Source organism: Actinoplanes flavus, assembly GCF_017592555.1.
Taxonomy (GTDB): Bacteria; Actinomycetota; Actinomycetes; order Mycobacteriales; family Micromonosporaceae; genus Actinoplanes; species Actinoplanes flavus.
In genome coordinates, this window is record NZ_JAGFNS010000019.1 from 50,083 (window position 1) to 65,970 (window position 15,888).

The window sequence follows — 15,888 nt, forward strand, 5'->3', positions numbered from 1 at the left end:
CAGGCTGTTGCGGATCTCACTGACTGTTTCGTGTTCCACAACAGGGGGCGATTACCGGCGTGGAGAAAGTCGCGATCGTCGGGGCCTCCCTGTCCGGCCTCGCCGCCGCACGCGCGCTGCGCCGGCAGTCCTTCTCCGGCGAGATCATCCTCATCGGAGCCGAGCGCCGCCACCCCTATGACCGCCCGCCACTGTCCAAGGACTTCCTGACCGGCGCCTGCACCGAGAACGACCTCGCCCTCGACCACGAGGACCTCGGGATCGACTGGCGGCTGGGCGTCACGGCGACCCGGCTGGATCCACGCGGGCGCAGCGTCCATCTCGACGACGGCACGGAGGTCCGGGCGGACGGCGTGGTCATCGCGACCGGAGCACAGGCCCGGACGTTCGGCCGTTCCCGGACCCTGCGCACGCTGGACGACGCCATCGCCCTCCGCGACGACCTCCGGCGGCGCCCGCACGTGGTGATCGTCGGCGCGGGCTTCATCGGCGCCGAGGTCGCCTCCAGCGCCCGGTCGCTCGGCTGCGACGTCACCGTCGTCGAGGCCCTGGAGACCCCGCTGGCCGGGCCGCTCGGGCCGGAGATGGGCGCGGCCTGCGCGGGCCTGCACGGCGACCACGGCGTACGGCTCCTGACCGGCGTCCCGGTGCGCGGGCTGACCGGTTCGGATCGGGTCGAGGCGGTCGAGCTGGCCGACGGCACCCGGCTGCCGGCCGACGTCGTGGTGGCCGGCATCGGCGCCGTGCCCGACGTGGCGTGGCTGCACGGATCCGGGCTGGCCGTCGCGGGCGGGGTGGTGACCGACGCGTACGGCGCGACGAACCTGCCCACCGTGGTGGCGACCGGCGACTGCGCGGTGGCCGCGGGCGTCCGCTCCGAGCACTGGTCGCACGCCATGGACCATCCGGCGACCGCGGTGGCCACCCTGCTCGGCGGCACCCCGCCACCGCCCCGGCAGCCCTATTTCTGGTCCGACCAGTACGGCGTGCGCATCCAGTTCGCTGGCCGCCGGGAGCCGGGTGACACGGTCCGGATCGTCGAGGGCGACCCGGAGCGGCGCGACGTCCTGGCCGTCTACGAGCGCGACGGGCATCCGGTCGCGGTGCTCGGCATGAACCGGCCGAAGTCGTTCACCCGATGGCGGCGCCAGGTGCGCGCGGTACCTCAGGAGGCCTGATGTTCCAGCCCGTGTGCCCGCTCGGCACGATCCCGCCGGGAGAGGCGTACCGGTGGGAGACCGACCCGCCGGTGGCGATCTTCCACACCGACGACGGGGAGGTCTTCGCCATCGACGACACCTGTACGCACCAGGACGCCTCTCTGGCCGACGGCTGGCTGGAGGGCTGCGAGGTGGAGTGCCCGCTGCACGCCTCCCGGTTCGACCTGCGCACCGGCGCGGTCGACGCGCCGCCGGCCAAGAAGCCGGTCCGCACCCACCGGGTCCGGGTGACCGACGGCATGGTGTTCGTCGCGCTGTCCGGGGAGGACCGCCCATGACCCGGTACGACTTCGTCATCGTCGGCGGCGGCTCGGCCGGCTCCGCGCTCGCCGCCCGGCTCTCCGCGGACCCGGGCACCCGGGTCCTGGTGCTGGAGGCGGGACGCCCGGACTATCCGTGGGACGTCTTCATCCACATGCCGGCGGCGCTGACCTTCCCGATCGGCAGCCGCTTCTACGACTGGAAATACCGGTCCGAGCCCGAGCCGCACATGTTCGGCCGCCGCATCTACCACGCCCGCGGCAAGGTCCTCGGCGGCTCCAGCAGCATCAACGGCATGATCTTCCAGCGCGGCAACCCGCTGGACTACGAACGCTGGGCCGCCGACCCGGGCATGGCGGACTGGGACTACGCGCACTGTCTGCCGTACTTCAAGAAGATGGAGTCGTGCCTGGCCGCCGACCCGGACGATCCGTTCCGCGGCCACGACGGGCCGCTCGTGCTGGAACGCGGCCCCGGAACGAATCCGCTGTTCCAGGCCATGCTGGAGGCGAGCCGCCAGGCCGGATACCCGGCCACCGCCGACGTCAACGGCGAGCGCCAGGAGGGCTTCGCCCTCTTCGACCGCAACATCCGCCGGGGTCGTCGTCTCAGCGCGGCTCGCGCCTATCTGCATCCCGCCAAGACAAGATCCAATCTCACGGTACGGACACGCGCGCACGTCTCCAGGGTGATCTTCGACGGGAAGCGGGCGGTGGGCGTCGAGTTCACCACCCGCCGCGGCGGCGCTCCGCGACGGGTGTACGCCGGTGAGGTGATCCTCTGCGGCGGCGCCATCAACACGCCCCAGCTGCTGCAACTGTCCGGTGTGGGCAACGCGGCCGAACTGTCCGCCCTCGGCGTCGACCCGGTCCACCACCTGCCCGGCGTCGGCGAGAACCTCCAGGACCACCTCGAGGTGTACGTCCAGTACGCCTGCACCCGGCCGGTGTCGATGCAGCCCTACCTGAAATGGCGGCACCGGCCCTGGATCGGCGCGCAGTGGCTGTTCCTGCGCGGTGGCCCGGCCGCGACCAACCACTTCGAGGCGGGCGGCTTCGTCCGCTCCAACGACACCGTCGCGTACCCGAACCTGATGTTCCACTTCCTGCCGATCGCGGTCCGCTACGACGGTTCGGCGCCCGCCGGTGGCCACGGCTACCAGGTGCACGTCGGCCCGATGTACTCCGACGCCCGGGGCAGCGTGAAGATCGTCAGCCGGGATCCGCGGGAGCACCCGGCGCTGCGGTTCAACTACCTCTCCACCGATCAGGACCGGCGCGAATGGGTGGAGGCGGTCCGGGTGGCGCGGACCATCCTCGGCCAGCCGGCGCTGGACGGGTTCAACGGCGGCGAGATCTCCCCCGGGCCGGCGGTCGAGTCCGACGAGGAGATCCTCGACTGGGTGAGGCGGGAGGGCGAGACCGCGCTGCACCCCTCCTGTACGGCCAGGATGGGTGTCGACGAGATGTCGGTGGTCGATCCGGGGAGCATGCGGGTGCACGGAGTCGACGGGCTGCGGGTCGTCGACGCCTCGGTCATGCCGTACGTCACGAACGGCAACATCTACGCCCCGGTGATGATGGTCGCCGAGAAGGCGGCCGACCTGATCCTCGGCAACACTCCGCTGGCCGCCGAGCCGGTGCCGTTCTTCCGGCAGGACAGCGCCCGGTGACCGGCACGCGGGAGATCCGCAACCCGGCCGACGGCAGCCTCGTCGCGGAGGTCCCCGAGCACACCCGCGCCGACACGCTCGCCGCGATCGCGGTGGCCCGGCGGGCGTTCGACGACGGCCCGTGGCCGCGCACCCCGGCGGTCGAACGGGGCGACCTGCTCCACCGCCTCGCCGCCCTGATCGACCGGGACGCCGCGGAACTGGCCCGCGCCGAGTCGCTCGACACCGGCAAACGCCTGGTCGAGAGCGAGTACGACATGGCCGACGTGGCGAAGGCCTTCCGGTACTTCGCGGGCGTCGCGGCGACCGACGCGGGCCGGGTGATCGAGACCGGCCGCACCGACGCGATCAGCCGGATCACGCACGAACCGATCGGCGTGTGCGGGCTGATCACCCCGTGGAACTATCCGCTGCTCCAGACCTCCTGGAAGGTCGCCCCGGCGCTGGCCGCCGGCAACACGTTCGTGCTCAAACCCAGCGAACTCACCCCGTCGACCGCGATCCGGCTGATCGGCCTGCTGGCCGAGGCCGGGCTGCCGGACGGGGTGGCCAACCTGGTGCTCGGCGCCGGCCCCGAGGTGGGCGCGCCGCTCGCCGAGGACCCCCGGGTGGATCTGATCTCGTTCACCGGCAGCCTGGCCACCGGGCGGGCGCTGATGGCCGCGGCCGCCGCCACGGTGAAGCGGGTGGCCCTGGAACTCGGCGGCAAGAACCCGAACGTGGTGTTCGCCGACGCCGACGTCGAGACCGCGGTGGACTTCGCGCTCACCGCGGTCTTCCTGCATTCGGGGCAGGTCTGCTCGGCCGGGGCACGGCTGATCGTCGAGGAGTCGCTGCACGGCACGTTCGTGGACGCGGTCGTGGAGCGGGCCGCGCGGATCCGGCTGGGCGGCCCGTTCGACCCGGACGCCGAGACCGGGCCGCTGATCTCGGCGGCCCATCTGGCCAAGGTGGAGGCGTACGTGGCGGCCGGGCTCGCCGAGGGCGCGAAGCTGCGCTGCGGCGGGCGGCGCCCGGACGACCCGGGGCTGGCCGGCGGGTTCTACTACCTGCCCACGGTTCTGGACGGCTGCCGGTCCGGGATGAGCGTGGTGACCGAGGAGTCGTTCGGGCCGGTGCTCACCGTGGAGACGTTCCGCGGCGAGGACGAGGCGGTTCGGATCGCCAACGACACCCACTACGGGCTCGCCGGGGCGGTGTGGACGCGGGACGCCGGGCGGGCGCAGCGGGTCGCCGGGCGGCTGCGGCACGGCACCGTGTGGATCAACGACTACCACCCGTACGTGCCGCAGGCCGAGTGGGGCGGGTTCAAGCAGTCCGGTGTGGGCCGCGAGCTGGGCCCGCGTGGCCTGGACGAGTACCGCGAGGTCAAGCACGTGTGGCAGAACATCGACCCCCGGCCGCAGCACTGGTTCCGTCCCTGAGCATTGGAGTTCGTGATGACCACCGAGGCCGTCATCTCGGTCCGGGACCTGTGGAAGGTGTTCGGGCCCAAGGCGGACCGGGTGCCCCGCTCGGCCGAGCTGGCCGCGCTGTCCCGGCGCGAGCTCGCCGACCGGACCGGCTGCACGGCCGCGGTCCGGGAGGTGTCGTTCGACGTGGCGCCGGGTGAGGTGTTCGTGGTCATGGGCCTGTCCGGGTCCGGCAAGTCGACGCTGGTCCGCTGCCTGACCCGGCTCGTCGAACCGACCGCCGGCAAGGTGGTGTTCGAGGGCGAGGACATCCTGGACGCCGGCCGCAAGCGGCTGCGCGACCTGCGGCGGCACAAGTTCTCGATGGTCTTCCAGAACTTCGGGCTGCTCCCCTACCGGCAGGTCGTCGACAACGTGGCGTACGGGCTGGAGATCCGGGGCGCCGGCCGGGCCGAACGCGACCGCCGGGCCCGGGAGGTGATCGAGCTGGTCGGCCTGGACGGGTACGAGCACAGCTACCCCGACCAGCTGTCCGGCGGCATGCAGCAGCGGGTCGGCCTGGCCCGGGCGCTGGCCGTCGACCCGGACGTGCTCTATTTCGACGAGCCGTTCTCGGCGCTCGACCCGCTGATCCGGCGGGACATGCAGAACGAGGTCATCCGGCTGCACCGCGAGGTCGGCAAGACGATGGTGTTCATCACCCACGACCTGTCCGAGGCGCTGAAGCTCGGCGACCGGATCCTGATCATGCGGGACGGCGCGGCCGTGCAGTGCGGCACCGGCGACGAGCTGGTCGGCGCGCCGGCCGACGACTACGTCCGCGACTTCGTCCGGGACGTGCCGAAGTCGCACGTGCTCACGCTGCGCCGGGTGATGCGGCAGCCGCGCCCGGACGACGACCTGAACGGCCCCGAGCTGGGCCCGGACGTGATCGTCCGGGACGCGGTCCGGACGGTTCTCGCCGCGAGCGCACCGGTCCGGGTGGTCCGGGACGGCGAACTGCTCGGCGTGGTCACCGGCGAGGAGATCCTGACCGTCGTCACCGGCGCGGAGGCCGGCGTCTGATGGCCGCCACGACCCTCGCCGCGCCACGGTCCGCCGGCCGCCGGATCGGCCGGCCGGTGCTGGTGGCCGCGGTGCTGCTGGCCTGGGTGGTGCTGTGGATCCCGACGCGCGGCATGCACACCCTCGGCCTGTCCCCGGCCGACCTGACCCCGCTGCACCGATGGCTCAACGACGTCAACGACACGGTCGGCGCCGACCGGAACTCGAGTCCGGTGTTCCTGTACTTCTTCAACGAGATCCGGGCGGCCATCGACGCCCTGGTCACGTTGCTCCAGGACCTGATCGCGCAACCGTCGTTCGGGCGGCCGGTGCCGGTGCTGGGCTGGCTGGGCGTGGTGGCGCTCGTCGCGTACGTCTCCTGGGTCTTCGGGAATGGGCGGGTAGCGCTGCTGGCCGCCGGCGGGTTCGTCTTCCTCGGGTTGCAGGGCCTGTGGACCGAGAGCATGGACACGCTGGCCCTGACCCTGGCCGCGGTGGCGATCTCGCTGCTCGCCGGCATCCCGCTGGGTGTCTGGGCGGGACTGTCCGACCGGTTTTACCGGCTGATCACGCCGGCGCTCGACTTCATGCAGACCATGCCGACCTTCGTCTACCTGGCCCCGCTCACCCTGCTGTTCCTGATCGGGCCGGCGTCGGCGACGATCGCCACGCTGATCTACGCGATGCCGCCGGCCATCCGGCTGACCGCGCACGGCATCCGCTCGGTGCACCCGTCGGCGGTCGAGGCGACCGAGTCGCTGGGCGCCACCGGCCGGCAGAAGCTGTTCAAGGTGCTGCTGCCGCTGTCCAAGCGCACCATCGTGCTCGGCGTCAACCAGACGATCATGGCGGCGCTGTCGATGGTGACCATCGCGGCCCTGATCGACGCGCCCGGCCTGGGCAAGTCGGTGGTCAAGGCGCTGCAGACGCTGGACGTGGGCACCGCGTTCAACGCCGGCCTGGCGATCGTGGTGCTGGCCATCGTGCTGGACCGGGTCACCACGGCCGCCGGGGACCGGGTCCGCCGGACCGGGGCCGCCTCCCGGCTGCGGCGGCCGCTGGTGGCGCTGTTCGGGATCCTGGCCGCGGCCTGCTGCTACCTGTCCTACACGTACGTGTGGGCCGCCGAGTTCCCGGACACGTACCGGATCGGCGGCCCGATCGCCCGCGGCGCCGACACGGTGACCGGGTGGGCGCAGGACCACCTGTTCGCCGTCACCGACACGGTCAAGAACCTGGTCACCTACGCCCTGCTGAACCCGCTCCAGGCGCTGCTGGTCGAGTCGCCGTGGTGGCTGGTCGCGGCGGTGGCCGTACTGCTCGCCGCGCTGATCGGCGGGGTCCGCGCCGCGGTCGTCACCGCCGCCTGCCTCGCGCTGCTGATCGGCACCGGCCTGTGGCAGGACGCCATGACCACGCTGGCCATGACGATCGTGGCGACGCTGCTGGTGATGGCGCTCGGGATCGTCCTCGGCGTGTGGATGGGCCGTAACCGCCACGTCGACCGGATCATCCGCCCGGTCCTGGACGCCGGGCAGACCATGCCGGCGTTCGTCTACCTGGTGCCGTTCGTGGCCCTCTTCGCGGCCACCAGGTTCACCGCGATCGTCGCGGCGGTGGTGTTCGCCGCACCGGTCGCCATCAAGATCGTCGCGGACGGCGTACGCGGCATCCCGGCCACCACGGTCGAGGCCGCCACCGCCGCCGGGTCCAGCACCTGGCAGCTGATCACCAAGGTGCAGCTGCCGATGGCCCGGCGGTCGCTGACGCTCGCCGCCAACCAGGGCCTCATCTACGTGCTGTCGATGGTGGTGGTCGGTGGTCTCGTCGGAGCCGGTGCGCTCGGCTACGACGTGGTCGCCGGCTTCTCCCAGAGCCAGTTGTACGGCAAGGGCCTCGCGGCCGGGGCGGCCATCGTGCTGCTCGGCATCATGCTCGACCGCATCGCCCGCGCCTCGTCCCCCTCGAACACCAGGAAAGGTCACTGAATCATGAAATCGACGCGTATCGCGGCAGTCGCCACGATCACGGCGCTCACCCTTACCGCCTGCGGCGGCGAGAAGGTCGGCGAGACCACCACGCCCGGGTCCGCCGCGGCGGCGGCCCCCTGCGGCACCTTCAACCTGGCCGTCAACCCGTGGGTCGGCTACGAGGCCACGGCCGCGGTCATCGCGTACGTCGCGGAGAAGGATCTCGGCTGCACCGTGACGAAGAAGGACCTCAAGGAGGAGATCTCCTGGCAGGGCTTCGCCACCGGCGAGGTGGACGCGATCGTCGAGAACTGGGGCCACGACGACCTCAAGAAGAAGTACATCGACGAGCAGAAGGTGGCGGTGGCCGCCGGGTCGACCGGCAACAAGGGCATCATCGGCTGGTACGTGCCGCCGTGGATGGCCGAGAAGTACCCGGACATCACCGACCACAAGAACCTCAACAAGTACGCGTCCCAGTTCAAGACCTCGGAGTCCGGCGACAAGGGCCAGCTCCTCGACGGCGACCCGTCGTTCGTCACCAACGACGAGGCGCTGGTGAAGAACCTGAAGCTGGACTACAAGGTGGTCTACGCGGGCAGCGAGACCGCGCTGATCACCGCGTTCCGGCAGGCCGAGGCGAAGAAGACGCCACTGATCGGCTACTTCTACGAACCGCAGTGGTTCCTGGCCGAGGTGCCGCTGAAGAAGGTGAGCCTTCCGGCGTACACCGCGGGTTGTGACGCGGATGCCGCGAAGGTCGCCTGTGACTACCCCGAGTACGACCTCGACAAGATCGTCAGCAAGAAGTTCGCCGACGCCAACGGCCCGGCCTACCAGCTGGTGAAGAACTTCAGCTGGACCAACGACGACCAGAACGTGGTCGCCAAGTACATCGCCCAGGACAAGATGTCCGCCGCCGACGCGGCCAAGAAGTGGGTCGAGGCGAACCCGGACAAGGTGAAGGCGTGGCTGGCGGGCTAGTCGACCACCCGGAACGGCTGTGGCGTAACCCGGAGCCGGCCGCCGCCTACGACGTGATCGTCGTGGGCGGCGGCGGGCACGGCCTGGCCACCGCCTACTACCTGGCGAAGAACCACGGCATCACCAACGTGGCGGTGCTGGAGAAGGGGTGGCTGGCGGGCGGCAACATGGCCCGCAACACCACCATCATCCGGTCCAACTACCTGTGGGACGAGAGCGCCGGGATCTACGAGCACTCCCTCAAGCTGTGGGAGGGCCTCGAACAGGAGCTGGACTACCCGATCCTGTTCAGCCAGCGGGGCGTGCTCAACCTGGCGCACAGCCTCCAGGACGTCCGCGACAGCGTGCGCCGGGTGCACGCCAACCGGCTCAACGGCATCGACGCCGAGTGGCTCGATCCCGCGCAGGTCCGCGAGATCTGCCCGATCATCGACATCTCGCCGGACGTGCGCTACCCCGTGCACGGCGCCACCTACCAGCCGCGCGCCGGCATCGCCAAGCACGACCACGTGGCCTGGGCGTACGCGCGGGCCGCCGACGCCCTCGGGGTGGATCTCATCCAGGACTGCGAGGTGACCGGCCTGCGAATCAGCGGCGGCCGGGTCACCGGGGTGCACACCACCCGCGGCACCATCGCGGCGGGCCGGGTGGCGCTCAGCGCGGCCGGGCACACCTCGGTGGTGGCGAAGATGGCCGGGATCGACCTGCCGTTGCAGAGCCACCCGTTGCAGGCACTCGTCTCCGAGCTGCTGGAGCCGGTGCACCCGACGGTGGTCATGTCGAACGCCGTACACGTCTATGTGAGCCAGGCGCACAAGGGCGAGCTGGTGATGGGCGCCGGCATCGACACCTGGAACGGGTACGGGCAGCGCGGCGCCTTCCACATCATCGAGCGGCAGATGGCGGCCGCGCTGGAGCTGTTCCCGGCCTTCGCCCGGGCGCACGTGCTGCGGACCTGGGGCGGGATCGTGGACGTCACCCCGGACGCCTCGCCGATCGTCGGACTTTCCCCGGTGGACGGCCTCTTCCTCAACTGCGGGTGGGGCACCGGCGGGTTCAAGGCCACTCCCGGGGTGGGCTGGTGCTACGCGCACACCGTGGCACACGGCGAACCCCATCCGCTGAACGCCCCGTTCAGCCTGGAGCGCTTCGTCACCGGGGCGCTCGTCGACGAGCACGGCGCCGCCGCGGTCGCCCACTGAGCCACTGGAGCTGCGAGGAACCACCATGATGCTCATCCCCTGCCCCTGGTGCGGGCCCCGTGACGAGTCCGAGTTCCACTACGGCGGGCAGGCCGGGGTGGCCTATCCGGCCGACCCGGACGCGCTCTCCGACGAGGAGTGGGCGCGGTACCTGTTCTTCCGCGACAACCCGAAGGGCCCGTTCCGCGAGCGGTGGAGCCACAGCGCCGGCTGCCGCCGCTGGTTCAGCCTGGTCCGCGACACCGTGACGAACGAGGTACTGAGATGAGCCAGGCGTTCCGTACCGAGGCGGGTGGGCTCGTGGACCGGGGCCGCGCGCTGGCCTTCCTGTTCGACGGCCGGGAGTACGAGGGGCATCCCGGTGACACGCTCGCGTCGGCGCTGCTCGCCAACGGGGTCCACCGGGTCTCGTCGGGGATCCGGACCGGGCGACCGCGCGGGATCTTCGCGGCCGGGGTGGAGGAGCCGAACGCCCTGGTCCAGATCGAGGAGCCGTTCCCGGAGCCGATGCTGACGGCGACCACCGTGGAGCTGTACGACGGGCTCGTGGCGCGCGGCCTGCGCGGCCGGGGCCGGCTCGCGGCGGATCCCGACCCGGGCCGGTACGACGGGATGTACGCGCACTGCGACGTCCTGGTCATCGGCGCCGGACCGGCCGGGCTGGCGGCCGCCGCGGTGGCCGCGTCGTCAGGCGCCCGGGTCGTCGTCGTCGACGACCAGATCCGGGCGGGCGGCAGCCTGCTCGGCACCGGTGAGCACCTGGACTGGGTGGACCGGGTGGCCGCCGAGTTGGCGGCCGCCCCCGAGGTGCGGCTGCTGACCCGGACCACGGCGGTCGGCTACTACGACGACAACTACGTGGTGGCGGTGCAGCGGCGGCCGGGGCTGCCGGAGCACCGGGCCCGGGAGCGGGTGTGGCGGATCCGGGCGCGCCGGGTCGTTCTCGCCACCGGGGCGCACGAGCGGTCGGTGGCGTTCGCCGGCAACGACCGGCCGGGCGTCATGCTGGCCGGTTCGGCGCGCACCTACGTCAACCGGTACGGCGTGCTGCCCGGCCGCCGTGCCGTAGTGCTGACCGGCAACGACAGCGCGCACGACGCGGCCCGGGATCTGGCCGCCGCCGGCGTGGAGATCGCCGCGATCGCCGATCTGCGGGACGGCTGGGCGATCACCGGGGTGGCCGGGACCGAGCGGGTCGAGGCGGTGACGCTGCGGACCCCGGACGGCATCGAGCGCCGTCTGGAGGCGGATCTGCTGCTGGTGTCCGGTGGCTGGAATCCGGTGGGCGCGCTCTACAGCCAGGCCGGTGGGCGGCTCGTCCACGACCCCGGGCTGGCCGCCTTCCGTCCGGACGGGAACTGCCGGCAGGCACTGGAGGTCGCCGGGGCCGCCGCGGGTTCGTACACCCTGGGGGTTTGTCTCGCCGAGGGAGCCGCGGCCGGGAGGCGCGCCGCCGAGGCCGCCGGTCTCGAAGCCGGCGCGATCGTCCTGCCGGAGGTCAGCGACCCGGAGGGCAGGCCGCCGCTGGCCGTCTGGACGCTGCCCGGCGGGGATCCGGCCACCGCGTTCGTGGATCTCCAGCGTGACGTGACGGTGGCCGACCTTACCCGGGCCACCGGCACCGGGATGCGCTCGGCCGAGCACGTGAAGCGCTACACCACCGCCGGGACCGCGCACGACCAGGGCAAGACGTCCGGGGCGCTGACCAGCGGGGTGATCGCGGAACTGCTCGGCGTGGAAGTCGGCGCGCTGGGTGTCACGACGTTCCGGCCGCCGTTCACGCCGGTGAGCTTCGCGGCGCTGGCCGGCCGGAACCGGGGCATGCGTTTCGATCCGGTCCGGGTGACCGCCCTGCACGCCTGGCACGAGGCGAACGGCGCCCGCTTCGAGAACGTCGGCCAGTGGAAGCGGCCGTGGTACTACCCGCGCGAGGGCGAGGACATGGCCGCCGCCGTGCTGCGCGAGTGCTGGGCGGCCCGGGAGGGCGTCGCGATGATGGACGCCTCCACTCTCGGCAAGATCGACGTGCGCGGGCCGGACGCCGCGGTGTTCCTGGATCGCCTGTACACCAACATGATCAGCACGCTGGCGCCGGGCGCGATCCGGTACGGCGTGATGTGCCGCCCGGACGGCATGGTGTTCGACGACGGCACCGTGATCCGCCTGGCCGAGGACCGTTTCCTGGTCACCACCACGACCGGCAACGCCGCCGCGGTCCTGGACTGGATGGAGGAGTGGCTCCAGACCGAGTGGCCGGAACTGCGCGTGCACTGCACCTCGGTCACCGAGCAGTGGGCCACCGTGGCGCTGGTCGGACCGGACTCCCGCCGGGTTCTCGCCACGCTGGCGCCCGCCCTCGACGTGAGCCGTGCCGGTTTCCCGTTCATGACGTGGCGGGACGCCGAGGTGGCCGGCCGCACCGCGCGGGTCTGCCGGATCAGCTTCTCCGGCGAACTGGCCTACGAGATCAACGTGAGCTGGTGGGACGCCGTCGCGCTGTGGGAGGCGCTGCTGGCGGCCGGCGCGCCGTTCGGCATCACGCCCTACGGCACCGAGACCATGCACGTGCTGCGCGCCGAGAAGGGCTACCCGATCATCGGGCAGGACACCGACGGCACGGTCACCCCGCACGATCTGGGGCTGGGCTGGGCGGTCTCGCGCAAGAAGGCCGATTTCATCGGCCGCAGATCCTTTTCCCGTACGGACACCGCGCGCCCGGACCGCAAGCAGCTGGTCGGGCTGCTGCCGGACGCCGGATCGCTGCTGCCGGAGGGCTCGCACCTGCTCACCGGGCCGGACGAGACGGCCGCCCTGGGGCACGTGACGTCGTCGTACCACAGCGCGGCGCTGGGCCGGACCTTCGCGCTGGCCCTGGTGCGCGGCGGCCGTGACCTGATCGGACAGACGCTGTGGGCCACCCTCGACGACGGCGTGACACCGGTGACGGTCACCGGTTCGGTGCTCTACGACCCGGAAGGAACCCGGCGAGATGGCTGAGCGGAATTCCCCTCTGGGCGGCGCCGCGGACCGGCTGGCGGCGGTGGCGGCCGCGACCGGCGGCGCGGTCACCGTGGCCGAGGTGCCGTTCCTGACCCAGCTCAACGTACGGACCCGTCCGTCCGGTGATGTGAACGTTCTCCAGCTCGGCCCGGACGAATGGCTGGTCGTCGGGTCGTCGGCGTCCGCCGTCGGAGCGGCGGTGGACGTCTCGGCTCAGCGCACCACCGTGGCCGTGGGCGGCTCCCGGGTGCTCGACCTGTTGGCGATGGGCTGCGCGATCGACCTTCACCCGCGTGTCTTCCGGGTCGGCGACTGTGCACAGACGACGTTGGCGCACGCGCCGGTGATCATCTGGCGGCGGGAGACGGAGTTCTGGATTTTGGTGCGGTCGTCCTTCGCGGCGCATCTGGCCGACTGGATCGTCGACGCCGCACAGGAATTCACAGCGGGTGACTGATAACGCTCCCATCTCACGATGAGTAATCGCAACAATGCTATTCGACGTTGCACCATCGTAAATTTCGGCTCGCACTGTTGACCATCAAGGACGAAGAGACGATTCTGTTCCGGCGGTCCCCGAAGATCAGTTCCATTACCGGCGACCGCGATTCCCTGGCGCCACCCCCCGCTTCACGTAACAAACTTTGCGGATCGACCGCAATGAATCGACGTGTACGCCGGCCGTGAGCGAGCCGAGCCGGCGGTCGACAAAGGAGCTGATCGCTTGTCCGTCCATGCTGAGGGCGCCGAGCAGTCCGAGCCGGGCGGGAACGCGCCGGCCCCCAGCAGCCACCCCGGCGACGAGAGAGCGCGATCACGACGCGCCGGTGGGACGATCCGCCGGCGCGTGGTGCGTACCCTCGCCCTGCCGGTGGCCACCACCCTGGTGCTGCTCACCATCGTGGCCGTCGGCGAGGTCGGCAACTACCGCACCGCCTCGGACACCGCCCGCGCCGTCACCATCGACCTCGCCGTCCAGGAGCTGGTCCAGGACCTCCAGACCGAACGTGGCCTGACCGCCGGCCTGCTCGGCGGCAACGACGGCTTCCGCGCCGAGCTGCTGCCCGCCCGCGACGCGGTCGACCTGCGGCGCGACCAGCTGGAGGTGCTGATCGCCGACGGCGGCGACGTGGAGGACCGGGTCGGCGCGGCGCTCCAGCAGCTGGACGGGCTGACCGGCGTACGGGCCGGCACCGACACCGGCTCCGGTGAGCGGGCCGCCACCTTCTCCTTCTACACCGCCCGGATCGCCGACCTCGGCAACCTCGACTTCGACCTGGACGGCACCAGCGACCCGGAGCTGCGCCGCGGCGCGGCCGCGCTGGAGGCGCTCGGCGACATCAAGGAGGCGATCGCCCAGGAGCGCGCCTTCCTCAACGGTGTCTTCTCCGCCAGCGGCTTCAAGTCCGGCGAGTTCCTCCAGTTCGTCACCATGCGGTCCAGCAAGGACGCCGCGCTCGCCGCCTTCGACCGGTACGCCAACAGCACCGAGCGCGGCGCCCGCGACTACGTGTTCGACACCGGCGCCGCCCGCGAGGCCGCCTACTTCGAGCAGGTCGCCCTCCAGTCCGGTGACAACCGGTACCTCCAGGTCAACCCGCAGTCCTGGTGGTCCGCGCACACCACGGTGCTCGACGACATGCTCCAGCTGGAACAGCACATCGGGTCGGTCATCACGGCGCGCGCCGCCACCCTCGAGGACGACGCGACCGTACGCATGGGCGTGCTGCTCGGCGCGGTGCTGCTCTGCCTGGCCGGCTCCGTCTGGCTCGCCACCGTCGCGTCCCGGTCGGTGGCCCGCCCGCTGGCCGTCCTGGCCTCCGAGGCGAACCTGCTGGCCAGCGCACAGCTGCCGGAGGCGGTCCAGCAGGCGGCGGCCGGCGACAGCACCGCTCCCCCGCCCCCGGTGCTCGTGCCGCGCGGCGCCAGCACCGAGGTCCGCCTGGTGGCCGACGCCTTCGACCGGGTGCAGGCCACCGCCTACGCGCTCGCCACCGAACAGGCGATGCTGCGGCGCACCACCGCCGAATCGCTGGCCAACCTGGGCCGGCGCAACCAGAACCTGCTGCGCCGCCAGCTCGGCTTCATCACCAAGCTGGAGCGGGAGGAGTCCAGCCCGGCCGGCCTGGCCAACCTGTTCGAGCTGGACCACCTGGCCACCCGCATGCGCCGGAACGCGGAGAGCCTGCTGGTCCTGGTCGGCGCGGCCAGCCCCCGGCAGCTCTCCGAGCCGTTGCAGGTCTCCGACGTGATCCGGGCCGCGGTCTCCGAGGTCGAGGAGTACCGCCGGGTCACCCTGCGCCGGGTCGACGACACCATGGTCGCCGGCTCCACGGTCAGCGGCATCGCGCACATGCTGGCCGAGCTCATCGAGAACGGTCTGGCCTTCTCCCCGCCGGACGTGGACGTGGAGATCCACGGCCGCCGGATGGGCGACGGCTACCTGATCGCCATCACCGACCAGGGCATCGGCATGACCCCGGCGGACCTGGCCCAGGCCAACGAGCGGCTGCGCGGCCGGGGCGACTTCATCACCGCCCCGGCCCGGTTCCTGGGGCACTACGTGGTCGGCCGGCTGGCCCTCCAGATGGGCATCGACGTCCAGCTCACGCCGTCGCCGGTGACCGGTGTGACGGCACGGATCACGCTGCCCGCCGAGATCCTGTCCGACCCGCACACGGTCGGCGCCGCGCCCCGGCCACCCGCGCCGGCCCGCAAGATCACTCCGATCCCGCGGCAGGTCACCGCCACCGTCGAGCCACCGGCGCCGACCGCACCGCTGCGGCTGGAGCCGGCACCCGTCGCGAACGGCACACGGCCCCTGCGGTCCACCGCCATCGAGTACGTGGTGGTGCAGGACGAAACCGCCGCGGTCGACGGCGCACCCCGTACCGCGAATGGCCTGAAGAAGCGCATCCCCCGCACGCAGCGCAACTCTTCGCGCCCGGCCGAGACGGTCACCGCTCCGGCCGAGAAGCCGGCGCCGGTCGCCGATTCGCCGGAGGCGGTCCGGGACCGGCTCAATGCCCTGCGCGGCGGCATCCAGCGCGGCAACGCCGAAAAGGCGGGGCTTAAGTGAGAGTTGTTCGCGACGGTGGAGACCAGCTGCCAACCTCCCGCGAC

Annotated in this window: 12 protein-coding genes; all 12 read left to right on the top strand. The window is 71.9% G+C overall.

What is annotated here, in order from left to right:
* The first annotated feature begins 59 nt into the window (after positions 1–59).
* The 12 genes from J5X75_RS26920 to J5X75_RS26980 all read left to right on the top strand — a co-directional run bounded on the left by J5X75_RS26920 (position 60) and on the right by J5X75_RS26980 (position 15,844).
* On the top strand, positions 60–1,178 hold the full coding sequence (locus J5X75_RS26920) for an NAD(P)/FAD-dependent oxidoreductase (RefSeq protein ID WP_208470296.1): 1,119 nt from the start codon (positions 60–62) through the stop codon (positions 1,176–1,178).
* A complete protein-coding gene (locus J5X75_RS26925; RefSeq protein WP_208470297.1) occupies positions 1,178–1,498 on the top strand; it encodes a bifunctional 3-phenylpropionate/cinnamic acid dioxygenase ferredoxin subunit in 321 nt (106 codons plus the stop codon). Before J5X75_RS26920 ends, J5X75_RS26925 begins: the two co-directional genes overlap by 1 nt.
* A complete protein-coding gene (gene betA, locus J5X75_RS26930; RefSeq protein WP_208470298.1) occupies positions 1,495–3,153 on the top strand; it encodes a choline dehydrogenase in 1,659 nt (552 codons plus the stop codon). The genes J5X75_RS26925 and betA overlap by 4 nt, the downstream gene beginning before the upstream one ends.
* Entirely contained in the window at positions 3,150–4,577 is a 1,428-nt protein-coding gene (locus tag J5X75_RS26935) for an aldehyde dehydrogenase family protein (protein ID WP_208470299.1), read from the top strand. Before betA ends, J5X75_RS26935 begins: the two co-directional genes overlap by 4 nt.
* 15 nt (positions 4,578–4,592) lie before the next feature.
* A complete protein-coding gene (locus J5X75_RS26940) occupies positions 4,593–5,630 on the top strand; it encodes a quaternary amine ABC transporter ATP-binding protein (RefSeq protein ID WP_208470300.1) in 1,038 nt (345 codons plus the stop codon).
* The gene (locus J5X75_RS26945; RefSeq protein ID WP_208470301.1) at positions 5,630–7,597 is read left to right on the top strand and encodes an ABC transporter permease; all 1,968 of its coding nucleotides are present in this window, start codon (positions 5,630–5,632) and stop codon (positions 7,595–7,597) included. The genes J5X75_RS26940 and J5X75_RS26945 overlap by 1 nt, the downstream gene beginning before the upstream one ends.
* A 3-nt stretch (positions 7,598–7,600) precedes the next feature.
* Positions 7,601–8,563 (top strand): ABC transporter substrate-binding protein, encoded by a 963-nt coding sequence (locus tag J5X75_RS26950; protein ID WP_208470302.1) that lies wholly within the window; start codon positions 7,601–7,603, stop codon positions 8,561–8,563.
* Positions 8,548–9,765 carry a sarcosine oxidase subunit beta family protein gene (locus J5X75_RS26955; RefSeq protein ID WP_307798277.1) on the top strand — a complete coding sequence of 406 codons (1,218 nt, stop codon included), beginning with the start codon at positions 8,548–8,550 and terminating at the stop codon, positions 9,763–9,765. The genes J5X75_RS26950 and J5X75_RS26955 overlap by 16 nt, the downstream gene beginning before the upstream one ends.
* A 25-nt stretch (positions 9,766–9,790) precedes the next feature.
* Positions 9,791–10,033: a sarcosine oxidase subunit delta gene (locus J5X75_RS26960; RefSeq protein ID WP_208470304.1), complete on the top strand. Its 243-nt coding sequence runs from the start codon at positions 9,791–9,793 to the stop codon at positions 10,031–10,033.
* Positions 10,030–12,762, top strand: a complete 2,733-nt coding sequence (locus tag J5X75_RS44635) for a 2Fe-2S iron-sulfur cluster-binding protein (protein WP_238489436.1) — start codon at positions 10,030–10,032, stop codon at positions 12,760–12,762. Before J5X75_RS26960 ends, J5X75_RS44635 begins: the two co-directional genes overlap by 4 nt.
* Positions 12,755–13,222, top strand: coding sequence for a sarcosine oxidase subunit gamma (locus J5X75_RS26975; RefSeq protein WP_208470305.1), 468 nt, complete (start codon positions 12,755–12,757; stop codon positions 13,220–13,222). Before J5X75_RS44635 ends, J5X75_RS26975 begins: the two co-directional genes overlap by 8 nt.
* A gap of 390 nt (positions 13,223–13,612) precedes the next feature.
* Positions 13,613–15,844 carry a sensor histidine kinase gene (locus tag J5X75_RS26980; RefSeq protein ID WP_443607287.1) on the top strand — a complete coding sequence of 744 codons (2,232 nt, stop codon included), beginning with the start codon at positions 13,613–13,615 and terminating at the stop codon, positions 15,842–15,844.
* Positions 15,845–15,888: the final 44 nt, after the last annotated feature.

Excerpts from the sequence above, each read along its gene's own strand:
- J5X75_RS26925 (WP_208470297.1), top strand. The coding sequence starts at position 1,178 with ATGTTCCAGCCCGTGTGCCCGCTCGGCACGATCCCGCCGGGAGAGGCG.
- betA (WP_208470298.1), top strand. The coding sequence starts at position 1,495 with ATGACCCGGTACGACTTCGTCATCGTCGGCGGCGGCTCGGCCGGCTCC.
- J5X75_RS26940 (WP_208470300.1), top strand. The coding sequence starts at position 4,593 with ATGACCACCGAGGCCGTCATCTCGGTCCGGGACCTGTGGAAGGTGTTC.
- J5X75_RS26945 (WP_208470301.1), top strand. The coding sequence starts at position 5,630 with ATGGCCGCCACGACCCTCGCCGCGCCACGGTCCGCCGGCCGCCGGATC.
- J5X75_RS26950 (WP_208470302.1), top strand. The coding sequence starts at position 7,601 with ATGAAATCGACGCGTATCGCGGCAGTCGCCACGATCACGGCGCTCACC.
- J5X75_RS26960 (WP_208470304.1), top strand. The coding sequence starts at position 9,791 with ATGATGCTCATCCCCTGCCCCTGGTGCGGGCCCCGTGACGAGTCCGAG.
- J5X75_RS44635 (WP_238489436.1), top strand. The coding sequence starts at position 10,030 with ATGAGCCAGGCGTTCCGTACCGAGGCGGGTGGGCTCGTGGACCGGGGC.
- J5X75_RS26975 (WP_208470305.1), top strand. The coding sequence starts at position 12,755 with ATGGCTGAGCGGAATTCCCCTCTGGGCGGCGCCGCGGACCGGCTGGCG.